The sequence below is a fragment of the Algoriphagus ratkowskyi genome, from assembly GCF_002150505.1.
Lineage (GTDB): Bacteria > Bacteroidota > Bacteroidia > Cytophagales > Cyclobacteriaceae > Algoriphagus > Algoriphagus ratkowskyi.
This window is the reverse complement of sequence record NZ_MSSV01000002.1, coordinates 173,543-189,570: the sequence shown is the minus strand read 5'-3', so window position 1 is coordinate 189,570 and position 16,028 is coordinate 173,543. Positions and strand designations below refer to the sequence as shown.

Sequence of the window (16,028 nt, the reverse complement as noted above, 5' to 3'; positions counted from 1 at the left end):
AGGATAGATATAATGTAAATTATTAGGTATAATTAACGCTATGTCAATACTACATACCTATTTTCTACCGTGGCATTAAATACTGTTAACTAATAAAAACGCTGGATTATGATCTAAGTACCGTGATTTTATTAAAGCGTACAATTTATTAGTAATACCAATTAATCTGCATCCAAAACCAATTCTGAACCGTCGCCAGCCCTAAGTCTTGCGTCATCATCGTCAAGTTTGATGATTTGAAAGTTTTCAGACATTGAACTGTTCTCAAATACCAAGCTCAGGGTGTTATCGCCGCTGATAGTCCAAGTACCACTCATAGCATCTGTACCAGATTTCATATTAAATTTACCGTTTGAATAGAAAGTCATGCTTTCTTTTTTCTCTTCCCGGGTTAATTTTTCTTTATCTCCTTCGGCATTGAATTCCCTTTTGGCTGTCCAGGTTTTACTGGATTCTCCCGAGAGTTTTTGCTCATTGGTAAGTTCCTTGTTGGTGCAGGAATCTGCTATAAACAAAAATGTGAGTAGGAATAAGACGTAATTGATTTTCATAACTGTGAGGTTAAGCGGAAGTTGATAATTTTTTATTTAGAAGGAGTGTCTTGAGGAATTACCAAAATTTGGCCTGGATGAATAAGATCAGGTTTTGGTATTAATTCTTTGTTAGCATCATGAATTAACTTCCATTTCATTGAATCGCCGTAGTATTTTTTAGCAATTTTAGAAAGGGAATCACCCGCAATTACCACATGCTTAGTTAATTCGCTGGTTGGATGAAGATCAATATCCGGCGCCTTTGGAGTAGCAGTTGGTAGTTTCTCTTCTTTTCCTTTTTGAAAAAAGTCAAATAGTCCCATGATTTTTTATTTTGGTTTATTGTTACCAAAATATCCAGACAATGGGAATGCCATGATTAATGAAGGTCTATTTTGTGATCACAAACAGGCATTTATATAATATAAAGTTGTGTATAAACCAAATAATTGCGACAAGTTGGGGAAAGTCAGTATACTGATATGTAGAGAAATTGCCCCGAATTTCACTATGTCATGCTATCTCAGACATTATCGAGTCAGATCTAACATATCCTAGATTTAAAGTTTTACAAAATGAACTTACCTAATTCTCAAATCTTTTAATTATTAATTTTTTGATGTTCCAACAAATCGTTCGCATACGCACAAAAAAGCGCCTGCTCGGACAGGCTGAGTATGTGAAATACTGTTAAATCGAGATTAAAGGCGTTTTTTGGCATTGGCACAATCTCTGAAAAGTACTAGGGGAATACAACTAAATGCAATTCACTATGAACTTCTCTAAAATATCCGCTTTTGTCCTGCTACTTTTTCTGATGGGGACCACTGTTCAAGCTCAAACAGAAATACGCAAGCCTGGCAAATTCACAGGGGTTAATTCCGAAGGCTCTTGGGATGTGATCATCACTCTTGGAGATAAGGATGAAGTCAAACTGGTCTCCAAAGGATTTGATCTGGCCGAGGTTATCACCGAAATAGAAGATGGAAGTCTAACAATCGAATTGGAAGATTCCGATGATGATAATCGCGCAAATTTCACTGCTTATGTCACAGTCAGAAATCTAGAAAGTTTGGGTTTAAGTGGTTCGGGAAATATAATTGTTAGATCTGATATCTCTTCCAAAGAATTTAGCATAGGACAGGCGGGCTCGGGAACTATCACACTGGATATGCTTACTACCGGTGATTTGAATGTGGGAATGGCTGGCTCAGGTAACGTGGTGATATCGTGCGGTACTGCTTCCGATGTCAATATTGGACAAGTTGGTTCAGGAGATTTTAAAGCCTCAGCATTGAAGGGCAAAGATGTGAAAGTCGGTAAAACTGGTTCGGGTGATACTTATATTGGGGTAGAGGGCGAACTTACCGTGGGTTCATTGGGCTCAGGAAGTGTTTATTACAATGGAGAACCTACTGACATTAATAAAGGGAGTTTAGGGTCTGGAAGAGTAGTGAGGAAATAGTTTTGAAGACAGAGGACGGGAGACTGAAGAATTGCTCTTCGATTTTCCAGCTTTTAATACTTAGTAACTCTATCCAACTAATTTCAATCTTTCAATTTTGTAATCTTTCAATCCGCCAGGGCGGACAAGTAATTTCAACCAAGGAACCATGCTCAAAAACTACTTTAAGATACTGATCCGAAATACTCGGAAAAACCCGCTCTACATGTTTATTAATGTGTCTGGGTTGGCAGTAGGAATGGCTGTGAGCATGTTGATATTTTTGTTTGTACAGCATGAGTTCAGCTACGATAACTATCATGAAAATGCCGATCGTATTGTTCGAGTTTCGCGAGCTTGGTTCAACCCCGATGGAGAAACCAGTCTTCACCTAGGTCATACGGCACCACCTTTTGGTCCTCTGATCAAATCTGAGTATCCAGATGAAGTTGCTTTTTCTGCTAGAATGATGGAAGCAAATCCATTGGTGACTAAGGGCGATACCAAATTTATCGAAGATCACTTTACATTTGCCGATCCTGAAATTTTTGACATTTTTTCGATTAAAATTTTGGAGGGGGATGTCAAAAACGGATTGAGTCAAAATGATGGCCTGATGATTTCTAAATCATCTGCGATCAAATATTTCGGAAAAAATTCACCACTAGGAGAAGAATTGTTGATAGAGTTAAGCGGTCAGCAAATTACTTTTCAAGTGCGTGGGGTATTCGAAGATTTTCCTGATAATTCTCATTTTCATCCTACTTTTTTCGCATCAATGATGCCTGTGGTGATGTTCTATGGCGGGCCTGACGCTTTTATGAACAATTATGGAAGTAATAGTTTTTCTACCTACTTGAGGTTAAATGAAGGTGTTGATCGATTGGCTTTTGAAGGAAAACTTCCGAACCTTATTGATAAATACATGGGAGAAACCCAAGCTGGAACTCCAATGTCCGAAGGAACAAAATTGTACCTCTGGCCCCTGAAAGATATCCATCTTTATTCTAATCTGGATACCGAGATCGAAGCAAATGGTGACATTGCTTATGTGTATATATATCTCGCCGTTGCATTATTTATCCTCCTGATTGCTTGTATTAATTTCATGAATCTCTCTACAGCTCGGTCATCTTTGAGGTCCTTGGAGGTGGGCTTGCGCAAAGTGATGGGAGCTGATAAAACCAGCTTGATCAAACAGTTTATGGGGGAGTCCTTTATGCTCACTACCATCTCTATGGGGATTGCCCTGCTATTAGTCTATTTATTTCTCCCTATATTCTCTGATTTTTCGGATAAACAGTTAAGTCTTAATTTTATTAAGAACCCTGAGTTTCTACTGGGGATATTCGGTTTGATTATAATAGTTGGATTGATTTCTGGAAGCTACCCGGCTCTGTTTCTCTCTGGTTTCCAGCCCGGAAAAGTTCTCAAAGGAGTATTTAAAGCAGGTAAGAGCCACGAGCGTTTTCGTGCTATATTGGTTATCGGTCAGTTTGCGATTTCAGTTGTGTTGATTGTGGCGGTGCTAGTGGTGGTGAATCAACTGGATTTTATGCAAAGCAAAGATCTAGGTTTCGAAAAGGAGGATATTGTACTTCTGCCGACAAGCCCATCCATAGAACAAAATTATAACATCATTAAAGACCGTTTAGAAAATCACCCTGGAATCCAAGCGGTCACCGTATCTAGTAGGGCACCTTCAGGAAGACTGCTGGATAATCAGGGAAGTTCGGTCGAAATCGACGGAGAACTTACGCAGCTTGAAATTCGAATTGCAGATATTGACGTCAGTCATAATTTTCTCAAAACCTACGGGATACCACTAGTAGCAGGTAGAGATTTCGATGTGCTCCGAGCGAGTGATTCTACAGAAGCATTTATTCTGAATGAAACAGCTATACGAGAAATAGGTTTTGAAAGTCCTGAAGTGGCTATTGGTAAGCAGTTTCACTATGGGGCCAAAAGAGGCTTTGTGACTGGAGTGATGAAAGATTTTCACTTTGAAAACCTACACCAGCCTATCGTTCCTCTCTTGTTTGAAATCGGGACCAATGGAAATAATGTAATGAGCATTAAGATTGATGCAGAGAGCCGCGAAGAAGCAATCGCCTACTTGAGAGATGAATGGGCAGTACTCAGACCAGGTTTTCCTTTTGAGCCTAGATTTGTAGATCAAGGATTTAATGAGCAGTACGAAGCAGAGGAGCGGGTCAAAACGATCTTCACTTTCTTCTCGGCTCTTGCAGTAGTGATCTCTATTTTGGGACTACTTGGATTGGTTACTTTCGCTACAGCACAGCGTACACGTGAAATAGGAATCCGCAAAGTAATGGGAGCAGAGACTTCCAGTATCTTGATTTTGTTAGGAAAAGACTTCTTAAAGCTTGTTCTACTTGGGTTTTTAATTGCCATTCCGATTTCTTGGTTTGGGATGACTAGCTGGCTAGGGGACTTTGCCTATTCTATAGGCATCAGCTGGACCGTATTTCTTTGGGCTGGTTTGATAGCTGGAACTATTGCAGCACTCACTGTGATTTCTCAGGCTTTGAGAGCTGCTTGGTCTGATCCGGTGAAAAGTATCAAGAGTGAGTGATTAGTAAGTTCTGAGGCAAAAGAATTAAGTACAAAATAGCAAGTATCAAGAGTGGAGAGTGAAGAATTAATGTCTGAGAGTGCAATCTTTCAGATCCAGACAGCATCTCATAGATGAAAACTGAATTGCTGGCATGTTTAGAACTTTCTGCTTTTCAACCTTTCAATTTTCCAGTTACTAAATTTTCAAATATTTCAATCTTTCAATTATTCAAAAATGAAAATCTATACAAAAATTCTAGCATTTGCCTTGGTCGTATTAGGGATGGCATCGTGTGTACAAGCACAATCTACTGAAACCAGAACTCCAGGCCATTTCACAAAAGTGCATTCCGGTGGAAGCTGGGAAGTGATTTTGGAACAAGGAGACAAAGAAGAAATAAGAATCGAAGCACGGGGAGTTTCTCTTGACAAAGTCAAGACCGAAATAGATGGAGGCGTGCTAAATGTAGGCTTGGTAAAAGGAAACTATAACAATGTCAAATTGAAATTCTACATCACTTACAAGGATATTGAAGGAGTGAAATGCTCAGGCTCAGGAACGATGGAAGTGACATCTCCAGTAAAGACTAGAGCCTTTTATGCTGGACTATCTGGTTCAGGAGATATTATAATGGAAAAGCTTGAAGCGGAAGAATTATCTGTTTCTATTTCCGGGTCTGCTGATATGAAAATCAAAGGAGGATCTGTGGAGGAAGCTGAAATCAAGCAGTCTGGTTCGGGTGATTTTCATGGGGAGAACCTAGCCATCAGAGAATTAACCGTAGCCAAATCAGGATCTGGAGATACACATGTTGGTGATCTGGGAAAAGTATCTGTTAGTGCCTCAGGATCTGGAGACGTCACATACACTGGTTCTCCACAATTAGGGAATATTAAAACTTCCGGGTCAAGCAGTATCAGAAAAAGATAAGAGGTAGCCTTTTCTAAACGTAGGGATATAATCTCTCAAGCGTCTGTTTGAGAGATTTTTTTTGTGAGAATTTTTAACCGAAAAGTTCACGGAGTCCCAATGGTCATCGGGATTCGAAGAGGACGCTGTGATTGAAATGACCTATGAGATTTCTAAGCCTCGAACGTAGTTGTTTTCTGCACATTTTTTCGCTCAAAATTTTCTTTTATTAATTCCGCTCTTTTACCAGACATGGGCAAGAGCGTCATTGGATTTGTAAAAAATCAAGCAAAAATTAAGGCAACTTCGGTCACCCTTCTCTTGAGAACTACCGGGAGGCCTTCCAGCCATTTCACCGAAGAATGCAATGTTAATGGCATCATTGCAGATAAGGTAATAAGCCCTCTACATCAAAAAGCCATTCTCAATCTCATATGGGGCTGGGATGTTTTCTTCCTCTAGCATTTCCAGAAGATCGATTTCAATGGCACGTGAGATTGATGAAATTGGAACATCATTATAGCCGCCTTCAAATGGGTTTTCTGAATAATCACCAATTCTATCCACAACGAAAAACGTCCAAATTATAATAGCTGAAAAAGGAATTGTTAGCCAATAATGCAATGCGCTAGACTCTGCGAAGATGTCCAGCAATCCAAAAGGAATCAGCCCGCAAAAGATATATGTGATCCATAGACCAGTGGAAGCGTATTGCCTAGGAAATGGGAAGTTTTTGATCCGCTCACTCATGCCTTGATTGGCGTATAGATCCCCAACTATTTCATGAAGGCGTACCAGCTTATGGTCGCTGATGAATTGTTGCTTGTTTAGCAAACCTATTTCATTGCTTTGATTTTTGAGTAATTGAGAAGGGATATTGGACAGATTTTTTAAATTTTCCAGTTCTTCTTGAGAGAGGTACTTTTCGATTTCAACGTTCATTCCATCAGAATACTCCTTAATGAATCTAGGTATGAATTGCAGCTTATGTACGGGTAGGTTGTGCTCCCACGTTTTTTCTCTTCGCATGGTATGCTTGAGTGCCAAAACCCACGCTAGATGTCTGTGTACAATTTTTCTTTTACTTTCAAAAGGTAAATCTGAGTTAGGGAAACTGAGGATTCCAGTTGCGAAAATCCGACTATCATTTACTATCGCTCCCCAGATTTTTCTTGCTTCCCATGTTCTATCGTAGGAACTGTTATTCTTAAAACCCAAGAAAAACGCAACAGCTATACCTATTACTGAAATCGGTTCCCATGGAAGAGAAAAAGGGATTTTGGTTATCTCGTAAAGAATAATTATTACAGAAGAGTACAGAACTCCATAGATAAGTGAGTATTTGGACCAGCGTATAGTCATCCAAAAACTGTAATACCGCTTTACATACATAAAAATTGGTTTTTATTTTAATAATAAAAAGATACTAATATTATCCACTGCAATCCAATTGATTTTAGATCAATTGGATTGGACTCTGGTGTTGGGGAGATATAAATAATGGAATGCGAATTATTAAATGCAGTCTCGTTAAAAATGAAAATTTAAAAAATTATTGAGATTTTTAACGAACTAATCTGACCGTAAAATCGTCAAAGACTGGATAAGTAAACTCAATTTTTAAGGAGGTTTTTCCTTCAGAACTCTAACCGAAATTACCCTATGGAAGATCTTTTAGCCGCTCGATCTCAGATGGCTCTTTCTATGGCTTTCCATATTATTTTCGCATGTATTGGTATGGTAATGCCTTTTTTCATGGCGACCTCTCATTACAAATACCTGAAAACAAACAATCCGCTCTACCTGGATTTGACCAAGGCTTGGAGTAAAGGAGTGGCTATATTCTTTGTGACTGGGGCGGTTTCAGGGACTATGCTTTCTTTCGAACTCGGATTACTCTGGCCCGAGTTCATGCTTCATGCAGGTCCGATCTTCGGGATGCCATTTTCATTAGAAGGAACGGCTTTTTTTATTGAAGCGATTGCTTTAGGCTTCTTCCTTTACGGTTGGGGTAAATTCAAACCTTGGTTTCATTGGTTTACCGGAGTAGTGATAGGGGTGAGCGGATTAGCATCAGGGATATTAGTAGTCGCTGCAAATGGTTGGATGAACAGCCCAAGTGGATTTGATTATGTAGACGGGAAATTTCTGAATATAGATCCTATCGCTGCGATGTTTAATGATGCTTGGTTTACTCAGGCATTGCATATGTCTTTAGCAGCTTTTGTCTCTACAGGATTTGCAGTGGCAGGAATTCATGCGTACATGATGCTGAAGGGACAGAATATTGAATTTCATCGTAAAGCCTTTACTATCGCCATATTTTTTGGAGCAGTTGCTGCTTTACTTCAACCTATTTCTGGAGATATTTCAGCAAAAGATATTGCTGTACGACAGCCCGCGAAACTGGCAGCAATGGAAGCTCACTTTGAGACTAGCAAAGCCGCACCACTGATCATTGGAGGGATTCCTGATGTAGAGGCCAAGGAAGTGAACTATGCTATTAAAATTCCCGGTGCCTTAAGTTTTCTTGCTCATGGCGATTTTGAGGCTGAAGTAATTGGTTTAGATCAGTTCCCTGAAGAGCATCATCCACCTGTCGCGATAGTGCATTATGCTTTTCAGATCATGGTAGGTCTGGGGATGGTATTGGTTTCCTTGAGCTTATTGTATTTCATTTCCCTTTGGAAAAAGAAAAACTGGCAAGTAAAGCGATGGTTTCTATGGTTGTTTGTCATTGCGACTCCTTTGGGATTTATTGCGCTAGAAGCTGGATGGACTGTGACCGAAGTTGGGAGACAGCCATGGATAATTTATGAAATAATGCTCACCAAAGATGCTGTGACCCCAATTCCTGGTATTCAGTATTCATTTTTCATTTTTACTGCCATTTATGTTTCACTTGCTGCAATAGTGTCATTCTTGCTCTATAGACAAATTAAAGCGGTGCCTGAATCTTTAAAAAATAATACTCATACATCAAGTGAATCTTAATTCGAAATTATGCTATACGTCGTTATCATATTTCTTGGACTCTCGTTGTTAATGTATGTCATTTTAGGTGGTGCTGATTTTGGTGCAGGGATTCTTGAAATGTTTACTCCCGCATCGATGAGGGATCAACTGAGGGATACTACTTATAAAACTATCGGGCCGATTTGGGAAGCCAATCACATGTGGCTGATAATTGCCATTGTGATACTTTTTGTCGGTTTTCCGCCGATTTACACTACACTTTCTGTGCATTTGCATATTCCGTTGGCACTCATGCTAATTGGGATCATTGGAAGGGGAACAGCGTTCGTATTTAGACATTATGATGCCTATAAGGATGATATGCAGAAAGTATATAATTTTGTTTTTACCTATTCCAGTTTTATCACGCCATTTTTTCTTGGGCTAATTTTTGGAGCAGCTGTTGGAGGACAGATAGATCCTGAAGCCAAAAGTTTCTATGAAGCATATATACATCCTTGGTTCAACCTTTTTAGCATCTCTGTAGGTATCTTCACAATTGCTATCTGTGGATTTTTAGCGTCTGTTTTTTTGGTTGGCGAAGCAAAAAGGCCTGAAGTAAAATCTTTTGTAATAAAAAAAGCAAAATTATTTATCGTGTTTGTGGTTTTAGCAGGAGGCTTTGTTTTTGGGGCTTCAATTATCGATGAGGTGCCACTAGTAGGATTGCTTTTTACAGAGTGGATTACAATTGGGATATTGGTGCTGGCAACTTTGGCAATTGCCTTACTTTGGTTGAACTTGAAGAATGGAAATAAAATATTGGTTAGACTCTTAAGTGGTTTTGTGGTTGCAGCGATTCTTTCTGCTTTTGGATATCACTATTTTCCAGATCTGATTATTTTAAAATCAGGCGAGAACTTATCCGTATTCAATTCTTCTGCAACGGGCAAATCAATTACCACCTTAGCTTGGGCCTTGATGATCGGAAGTGTATTCATTCTTCCTTCGCTTTTCTACTTATTATATAGTTTCCAGAGTGGCAATGAGGTGGAAAAGAATGCTTGAGTTGGTAGGGACTATTTTTAGTTAACTAGTAAGTTTAGCTAGTCTAGACCAAAGATGTGGGACTTAAGATATAATGTAAGAGAATGAGGATAACCAAAGACTGTGGACTCTTTATAATCTTAAAATTATGCCACATTCATCTAAGTTAATATTGCCCACCAGCGAACAAAACTGTCCGAGATATACCGTCTCAAAATGCTAAAAAAGCATTTCTAACGAAAATCCTCTGTTTTTTTAATGGCATACAAATGGAAATAATAGGTTAGCCGAAAACGGTGAATCTATACATTCCATCTATGAAATTCTCGAATTTAGTCTCTGCCTTTTTAGTCTCAGCTCTTCTATCTTTGCAATTTTCAGCCTTTGCATCTGATTTCAAAGCTGATCCTTACCTCACTAAGCAATTTACACTGAATGGTGCTGGTAACCTCAAAGTAGAAACTTCTGGGTCCTCATTCTCTGTGACTGGTGGAAGAGGAAATCAAGTGGTCGTAGACATGTATGTGAAATACGACGGAAGAGAAGTCGAAACGGAAAATGCAGATGTAGAAAGGGAATTGGAAAATTATACCCTTGACATCAGTCAGAATGGAAATACAATCGCTTTGATTGTAAAAAAGAAAAACAACAGCGGGAGGAGTAAATTGAATCTGTCTTTCAAAATCCAGGTGCCTGAGGAAATGTCCTCCAAATTCCAATCCAGTGGAGGATCGATTTCATTGGATGGAATAAACGGAAATCAGGAAATCGCTACAAGTGGAGGAAGTATTCAGGTCTCAAACAGCAGTGGATATGTGGATACACATAGTTCAGGAGGATCACTAAGAGTTGAGAATTTCAAGGGAAATGTAGATGTTCAGAGCAGTGGTGGGTCAGTGAAAGTGAATAAGCTTACAGGTGATTTGAATGTGAGTACCTCAGGAGGAAGTGTGAATTTGGAAGAAATCAGCGGAAGCATCTCTGCCAATACCAGCGGAGGATCTATCAGAGCCCAGCTTTCTAATGTAGAAAAAGAGCTAACCATGAAATCTAGTGGTGGAAGCATCACAGCGGTAGTTCCTGAGGGGTTGGGATTAAATCTTGATCTAAGTGGAGGAAGAGTGAATTCCAGACTTTCCAATTTCAGCGGAGAAGTAAAGAAAGACCGAATTCTAGGTAAAATCAACGGAGGTGGCAATCCGGTGACTATACAAAGTTCCGGAGGAAGTATCAATCTGGAGTTTAATTAAAAGAGAGTATTAAGTAGCAAGACATAAGTATCAAGACATAAGATTCAAGATGCTAGAATCAAGAATCAAGAAAAAGGATAAAAGACCTGCGATAAGTTAAAATATCAATAATGATCTAAGAACTGGAGAAACAGCAACCTTAAAACTTTACCACCTTTCAACTTTCCAACTTCTGAACGCCTAATCTTCCAGTCTTCCAATTTCCAATATTTCAATCTTCACAAAATGCTCAAAAACTACATCAAAATTGCCTGGAGAAATATCGTCAGAAGCAAAAGCTACGCTTTTATCAACATCGGTGGCTTAGGTATTGGTATGGCTTCGGCTATTCTCATTTTGCTGTGGATACAGAACGAAACGAGCATGGATAGGGAGCATCCCAAGTCAGACAGGATCTATAGAATGTACAATCGGGATACGTTTAGCGGTGAGCTATGGGCATGGGGTACTACTCCAAAGGTACTTGGCCCTACATTAGAAAAGGATTATCCAGAAGTGGAGCAGGCTGTTCGGATTAACGATGCTGATTTCCTTTTCACAGTAGGTGATAAAAAAATGAATGAATCAGGTTCTTTCATTGATCCTGATTTTTTGTTAGTATTTGATTTTCCTGTGCTGCACGGCAATAGTTCTACGGCTTTGGAAGATCCATATAACATGGTGGTCACTGAAGATTTTGCCAAAAAGCTGTTCGGTACAGAAATGGCTGTGGGCCAGACGGTCAAAATTGACAGTACAGATATTTTTACGGTGACCGCAGTACTAGAGAGTTTGCCAAATAATACCCGCTTCCAATCAGACTACTTTGTTTCGTGGGCCTACATGAAAAAACTCGGGTGGGACGATGAATATTGGGGAAACAACTCCGTCGAGAATTATGTGTTGCTATCCGAAAATGCCTCCCATGAGGCCTTTAATGAAAAGGTGGTAAATGTCACTAAGGAACATACTAATGGTGAGAATACTGCAGATGTATTTAGCTATCCTTTATCACAAATTCACTTATATGGAAAAAGTGAGAATGGACAACTCGTGGGAGGAAGTATTGTTACTGTCCGTATGTTTGGGTTTATCGCACTTTTTATTTTAATCATTGCTTGTATCAACTTTATGAATCTGAGCACTGCGAGGAGTGAAAAGAGAGCTAAGGAAGTAGGTTTGAGAAAAGTAGTGGGAGCTAGTAAATCATCTCTAATCGCACAGTTTATTGGAGAAAGTACACTCATCGCATTAATTGCGGGAGTTTTTGCCTTGCTTTTTGTCCAACTCGCGCTTCCTTCCTTTAATACATTAATAGGAAAGCAGCTATATCTGCCATATAAGGATTTGATTTTCTGGATACAGTTAATTGGGTTTATACTCCTTACAGGTATTTTGGCAGGAAGCTATCCAGCATTTTTTCTCTCTTCATTCAGTCCAGTTAATGTGTTGAAAGGTACTTTTCGATCAGCTGCCTCAGCTGTCAATCCGAGAAAAATATTGGTTGTTCTGCAATTCAGCTTCGCGATCGTACTGATTGTCTCTACAATAATTATTCAGCGACAAATCAGTCATGCTCAAAATCGTGAGCTAGGCTATAATCAGGATAACTTAATCTATATCAACATGCAGGGAGATATAGAAAAGCATTATGATGCCATTAAACAATCCCTGCTCAATAGTGGGTCAACTGTTGCATTAACCAAATCTATGAGTCCTATTACGCAGCGTTATAGTGATGGGTGGGGATATTCTTGGGAAGGGAGTACCCCTGAAGACGAGAAGCTAGATTTCGTTCGATTCAGTTCAGATGCTGATTTCATGAAAGTGATGGGGACTAATTTGGTTGAAGGTCGAGATATTGACATCTATGAATTTGCAAGTGATTCTACTGCCATTTTATTGAATGAGACAGCAATAAGGAAAATGCGATTGGAAAATCCCGTTGGTCAAATAGTTCATGATGGAGAAGATGATTACACAGTTGTAGGGATTATCGAAGATTTTATTTTCGAGTCGCCTTATGATCCAGTGAATCCTTTGATGGTTTTTGGGCCAGCATCTTGGTACAGTTACCTGCATATCCGTCTCAATCCAAATCAGCCAGTTGTAGAAAATCTAGCCTCTATTCAGGGAGTTTTTGAAGAATTCAACCCGAATTTTCCTTTTGAATACCACTTTGCAGATGAACAATATGCCAAGAAATTTGATGACACGGCCAGGACGGCCAAGTTGTCTATAGTCTTTACTATTCTAACTATTGTCATTTCTTGTTTGGGATTATTTGGCCTTTCAACCTACATGGCAGCTAATCGCTTAAAAGAAATTGGCGTTCGTAAAGTCTTAGGAGCGAGTGTTGGTAGTATTTCTTTATTACTCTCCAAAGATTTTCTAAAGCTTGTTGGTATAGCTTTTTTTCTGTCAATCCCCGTTGCTTGGTACATTATGGATAAATGGCTTCAGGACTATCAGTATAATGTTGGGATAGAATGGTGGGTGTTTGTCGCCACTGGAATAGTCACTATGCTTATCGCTGTATCTACTGTAGGTTTCCAATCGATCAAAGCAGCTTTGACAAATCCTGCTAGGACGCTGAAGAGCGAGTAATGACAAGTATTAATTAACAAGACATAAGATTTTAGAATCAAGAATTAGGAACCAAGAGACTAGATATAAGAAGAAGATTAGAGTAAAAAAATTCGTAGTGAAAAAGACTTCGACTACGCTCAGTCAGACATATATCCATCTTACAACTTTACCACTTTACCACTTTACCATCTTTCAACTTTCCAACTTCTGAACGCCTAATCTTCCAGTCTTCCAATTTTCCAATATTTCAATCTTCACAAAATGTTCAAAAACTACATCAAAATTGCCTGGAGAAATTTCAGAAACCTCAAATCTTTTGGGCTCATTAATCTGGTTGGACTGACAGCTGGAACAGTCTGCAGTTTGGCGATTCTTCTTTACGTCCAGTCGCAATTTGGATTTGAGAAGCAGTTTGACCACTTCGAAAATATCTATAAGGTCACTACGTACATCAATAACCATGGTGAGTTTCCTGATTCTCATTTTATTTCGGCCAGTCCAGCAATCGGGCCGGCGTTAGCAGAGGATTTTGAAGAGGTTACCCGACAAGCAAGAGTGGTAGGATTGGGTGGGGAATATCTAATGAAACCCGAAGGCTCTGATAAGGCGTTTTTTGAATCCAATAGTTATATGGTGGATTCTACATTTTTTGAGTTGTTCAGTTTCTCGATGCTGGAAGGGAATTCAAAAACAGCTTTAAAAGAACCGAGAAGCTTGGTTCTTTCTTCAGAACTCGCATCAAAGCTCTTCGGTGAAGGTAATTCTGCACTTGGAAAACAAGTCCAGCTTACCAGTGAAGATGATGATCTTTCTATGAAAGTAACCGGAGTTTTTGATGAGAATATGGGTGATACTCATTTGAATCCAAATTTTATTCTCAGTATGTCAAGTACTGGATTTGGGAACTTTGTGTTGAATAATGACGGATGGGCGGGGAATAATTTTGTACATACATACGTTCAACTTAGCCCACAAACCAACCTAGATGATGTAGTAAAGAAACTTCCTAATTTCTTGGAAAGTCACGGAGGAGAGCAGCTAAAATCTGCCAATATGGATAAGAAATTAGGCCTGTTTCCGATCAAAGATTTGAATCTTAAATCTGCCAACTATAGTTTTCCATTGAGTAAAGTCTCAGACATCAACTATTTATATATTCTGATTGCAATTGGGTTTTTTATACAGTTGATGGCTTGTATTAATTACATCAATTTGACTACAGCGCAGGGGATGCGCCGGGCAAAAGAAATAGGGGTTAGGAAAGTGAATGGAGCTTCGAGTAGATCGCTGATGCTTCAATTTGTAATCGAATCGATCTTCTTTTCTTTGCTTGCGGTACTTTTCGCCGTTCCAATTTTGATTGGTTCACTTCCTTACCTGAATCAATTATTTGACAGTTCGCTGGTGACTAGAGATGTACTATCCTTGAATATGTTTATTTCAATCTTGTTGGTGGGATTTTCGACCGGAATTATTTCAGGCGCTTACCCGGCATTTTATCTAGGCATGGTCAATGTGAATAAGATATTTAAGGTCAAAAGCCAGTCCTCCAGATCTCCTTTCTCGCTTCGAAATGGTCTGGTGGTCTTCCAGTTTGCGATGGTATTCCTTTTGATTTATGCAGTAACTGTAGTTTCGGAGCAGTTATCACACTTAAATGAAAAAGACGCAGGATTCTCCAAGAATCAGAAATTGGTGATACCTCTTAAAACTGCCTCAGTATCTGCCAATTACACCACTCTCAAGACTCAATTTGAAGCGCTTTCTCAGGTCAACTCAGTGACGGCCTGTCAATTCTATCCTTCTCAAAATATTTTGCATGACAATAAAATGTTCAGAAAGGGCACTTCCGTAAGTGATGGGAAAATTGTTCATATAAATAGGACTAGAGAGAATTTCTTCGAAACCATGGAAATCAAACTACTGGTAGGTCGAACAATTAATGAAAATGACAGCACCCAAATGGTGGTGAATGAGACATTCTTGAAACACTTTGGAATCGCCCAAGAAGAGGCGTTAGGAGCGCTTTTTGAGCCTTGGAACCCAGATGGAGGAGTTAGTCCAGCATATGAGATTGTAGGGGTGATACAAGATTACAATTTCCTTTCGCTAAAAAGTGAGATTCAACCGGTGGCGACATTTTATGACACAGAGCTGTCTAATGCAGTAGTGAGTTTTAATGCGGAGAGTCCTACGGAAGTATTACAGGCTATCGAAGAAAATTGGCTGGCAATCAATCCGGGTGTTCCCTTTGAATATTCGTTTTTGGATGATGAGATGACTAAGGTATATCAAGAGGAAATTCGTCTCAAAAAAGTAGCTTACACGTTCACTAGCCTTGCTGTTTTGATAAGTCTATTGGGAATATGGGGATTGGTTTCCTTTAGTTTGGATCAGCGTACCAAGGAAATTGGCGTGCGTAAAGTCTTGGGAGCTTCAGTTTCCGAATTGACGCAATTGCTCTCTAAAGAGTTTATCGTTTTGGTTGCGGTTTCGGTTTTTATAGGAGCTCCGCTTGCCTATTTCGCGATGGATTCCTGGCTTTCCGGATTTGCATCTAAAATCGACAATACCAATTTCTTACTGATTAGCTCGGCGGTGATTACGATTATGGTAAGTATGGTCACGGTGATCTACAAAACTATCAATGCCGCAAACGCAAATCCGATAGATAGTATCATGAAAGATTAATCGCTTTGTGATATCAACTAATGCTGCCCAGAAATCTTAGTTTCTCTACTGGG

The 16,028-nt window shown here is 39.3% G+C and carries 11 protein-coding genes; 8 read left to right on the top strand and 3 right to left on the bottom strand.

Annotated features, from left to right (window positions below; all coding sequences use genetic code 11):
• Positions 1-161: 161 nt before the first annotated feature.
• Positions 162-551, bottom strand: coding sequence for a lipocalin family protein (locus BVH02_RS02520; protein WP_086498516.1), 390 nt, complete (start codon positions 549-551; stop codon positions 162-164).
• A gap of 32 nt (positions 552-583) precedes the next feature.
• On the bottom strand, positions 584-856 hold the full coding sequence (locus BVH02_RS02515) for a LysM peptidoglycan-binding domain-containing protein (RefSeq protein WP_086498514.1): 273 nt from the start codon (positions 854-856) through the stop codon (positions 584-586).
• A gap of 449 nt (positions 857-1,305) precedes the next feature.
• On the opposite strand from BVH02_RS02515, the gene BVH02_RS02510 reads away from it, so the two are divergent.
• From BVH02_RS02510 to BVH02_RS02500, 3 genes are all read left to right on the top strand, one after another.
• On the top strand, positions 1,306-1,998 hold the full coding sequence (locus tag BVH02_RS02510) for a head GIN domain-containing protein (RefSeq protein WP_158093851.1): 693 nt from the start codon (positions 1,306-1,308) through the stop codon (positions 1,996-1,998).
• Between the two features lie 148 nt (positions 1,999-2,146).
• The gene (locus BVH02_RS02505; protein WP_086498510.1) at positions 2,147-4,573 is read left to right on the top strand and encodes an ABC transporter permease; all 2,427 of its coding nucleotides are present in this window, start codon (positions 2,147-2,149) and stop codon (positions 4,571-4,573) included.
• A 216-nt stretch (positions 4,574-4,789) separates the two neighbouring features.
• Complete coding sequence (locus tag BVH02_RS02500) at positions 4,790-5,485, top strand: head GIN domain-containing protein (RefSeq protein WP_086498509.1); 696 nt, start codon at positions 4,790-4,792, stop codon at positions 5,483-5,485.
• Positions 5,486-5,869: 384 nt separating this feature from the next.
• Here the strand turns inward: BVH02_RS02500 and BVH02_RS02495 are convergent, their stop codons facing one another.
• Positions 5,870-6,856: a bestrophin family protein gene (locus BVH02_RS02495; protein WP_086498507.1), complete on the bottom strand. Its 987-nt coding sequence runs from the start codon at positions 6,854-6,856 to the stop codon at positions 5,870-5,872.
• A gap of 270 nt (positions 6,857-7,126) precedes the next feature.
• Between BVH02_RS02495 and BVH02_RS02490 the strand changes: the two genes are divergently transcribed.
• From BVH02_RS02490 to BVH02_RS02470, 5 genes are all read left to right on the top strand, one after another.
• Complete coding sequence (locus BVH02_RS02490; protein WP_086498505.1) at positions 7,127-8,458, top strand: cytochrome ubiquinol oxidase subunit I; 1,332 nt, start codon at positions 7,127-7,129, stop codon at positions 8,456-8,458.
• Positions 8,459-8,467: 9 nt separating this feature from the next.
• Positions 8,468-9,487, top strand: a complete 1,020-nt coding sequence (locus BVH02_RS02485; protein WP_086498504.1) for a cytochrome d ubiquinol oxidase subunit II — start codon at positions 8,468-8,470, stop codon at positions 9,485-9,487.
• Between the two features lie 296 nt (positions 9,488-9,783).
• Positions 9,784-10,716, top strand: a complete 933-nt coding sequence (locus BVH02_RS02480) for a DUF4097 family beta strand repeat-containing protein (RefSeq protein ID WP_086498502.1) — start codon at positions 9,784-9,786, stop codon at positions 10,714-10,716.
• 225 nt (positions 10,717-10,941) lie between these two features.
• A complete protein-coding gene (locus BVH02_RS02475) occupies positions 10,942-13,302 on the top strand; it encodes an ABC transporter permease (protein ID WP_086498501.1) in 2,361 nt (786 codons plus the stop codon).
• A gap of 243 nt (positions 13,303-13,545) precedes the next feature.
• On the top strand, positions 13,546-15,975 hold the full coding sequence (locus BVH02_RS02470) for an ABC transporter permease (protein WP_086498499.1): 2,430 nt from the start codon (positions 13,546-13,548) through the stop codon (positions 15,973-15,975).
• Positions 15,976-16,028: the final 53 nt, after the last annotated feature.

What these genes read in the sequence shown, in the direction of transcription:
- BVH02_RS02500 (WP_086498509.1), top strand. Translation starts at nt 4,790, where the DNA reads ATGAAAATCTATACAAAAATTCTAGCATTTGCCTTGGTCGTATTAGGG.
- BVH02_RS02480 (WP_086498502.1), top strand. Translation starts at nt 9,784, where the DNA reads ATGAAATTCTCGAATTTAGTCTCTGCCTTTTTAGTCTCAGCTCTTCTA.
- BVH02_RS02520 (WP_086498516.1), bottom strand. Translation starts at nt 551, where the DNA reads ATGAAAATCAATTACGTCTTATTCCTACTCACATTTTTGTTTATAGCA.
- BVH02_RS02515 (WP_086498514.1), bottom strand. Translation starts at nt 856, where the DNA reads ATGGGACTATTTGACTTTTTTCAAAAAGGAAAAGAAGAGAAACTACCA.
- BVH02_RS02470 (WP_086498499.1), top strand. Translation starts at nt 13,546, where the DNA reads ATGTTCAAAAACTACATCAAAATTGCCTGGAGAAATTTCAGAAACCTC.
- BVH02_RS02510 (WP_158093851.1), top strand. Translation starts at nt 1,306, where the DNA reads ATGAACTTCTCTAAAATATCCGCTTTTGTCCTGCTACTTTTTCTGATG.
- BVH02_RS02485 (WP_086498504.1), top strand. Translation starts at nt 8,468, where the DNA reads ATGCTATACGTCGTTATCATATTTCTTGGACTCTCGTTGTTAATGTAT.
- BVH02_RS02505 (WP_086498510.1), top strand. Translation starts at nt 2,147, where the DNA reads ATGCTCAAAAACTACTTTAAGATACTGATCCGAAATACTCGGAAAAAC.
- BVH02_RS02495 (WP_086498507.1), bottom strand. Translation starts at nt 6,856, where the DNA reads ATGTATGTAAAGCGGTATTACAGTTTTTGGATGACTATACGCTGGTCC.
- BVH02_RS02475 (WP_086498501.1), top strand. Translation starts at nt 10,942, where the DNA reads ATGCTCAAAAACTACATCAAAATTGCCTGGAGAAATATCGTCAGAAGC.
- BVH02_RS02490 (WP_086498505.1), top strand. Translation starts at nt 7,127, where the DNA reads ATGGAAGATCTTTTAGCCGCTCGATCTCAGATGGCTCTTTCTATGGCT.